The 1,065-nt window shown below is 31.1% G+C and carries 1 protein-coding gene; it reads left to right on the top strand.

The window, feature by feature from the left end; all coding sequences use genetic code 11:
- On the top strand, nt 1-871 hold an 871-nt coding region (locus EKM03_RS14905), incomplete at its 5' end, for a Fic family protein (RefSeq protein ID WP_148108942.1).
- Nucleotides 872-1,065 lie beyond the last annotated feature (194 nt).

A 1,065-nucleotide genomic window follows, 5' to 3' on the forward strand; every position in this document is an offset into this window, starting at 1 on the left:
TGGGTGGTGTACTTTGCAGCGGAATCGTGGTGCACTTTGTAGCGGAATCGTGGCGACCTTTGCAGCGGAATATCCAACTGAGGAACAAATTACTGCATTGATTGAAAACAAAAGAGTAATTGGTCCAAAAAAAGATGTCTTAGAAGTATTAAATGCTATTACGGTTTATGACAAACTTGAAGAATATAAGTTTTCATCTGATAAAAACTTTTTAAAAGCACATCTTGAGTTAATGAATGGTCTAATTGAGAGTGCAGGAAAATATAGAAAACAAGGTGTTGGAATAGTTAAAGGAACAAAAGTAGAACACATTGCACCACCTCATGAAAATGTTCCGCATCTAATGAAAGATTTATTTGAATATCTTAAAGACTCTGATGAATTAACATTAATAAAAAGTTGTGTTTTTCATTATGAAATGGAATTCATACATCCTTTTTTAGATGGTAATGGAAGAATGGGAAGATTATGGCAAACTTTAATTTTAATGTCTGAATATCCAATTTTTGAGTTTTTGCCATTTGAAACATTAATTAGCCAAACGCAAGATGATTATTATAAATCTTTGTCATTAAGTGATAAATCAGGAAAATCAACATGTTTTATAGAATACATGCTTGATGTAATTGATAAATCTTTAGGCAGTTTACTTAATTACAATAATAGAATTTTAAAAGACTTAGACAGATTAGAATACTTTCTAAAACTTGGCATAAAAGAATTTACTAGAAAAGATTATATGAATATTTTCAAAGACCTTTCTTCTGCAACTGCTAGTAGAGATTTGAAAAAGGGAATCGAATTAAACATGTTTGAAAGTGTTGGTAATCTGAACAAAACGAAATACATTGTGAATAATTACTGTTGCTAACACACGCTACAAGCAATTTGGGGATTTGGCTGAATTTGAAGTTGGTTTTGTATTTGGAAGATTTGGCAAATCCGAACAATGGGCTTAATTTAGTCGCAAACTGCTTGTAGCGCGAGAACGTCAAACTGTCTAATAACCTCCTTTCTCTATGTTAGATAATTTGTACAAAAAATCGTTCAAATAATTTGCATAAT

The organism is Flavobacterium sp. GSP6, from assembly GCF_003984855.1.
Classification (GTDB): Bacteria; Bacteroidota; Bacteroidia; order Flavobacteriales; family Flavobacteriaceae; genus Flavobacterium.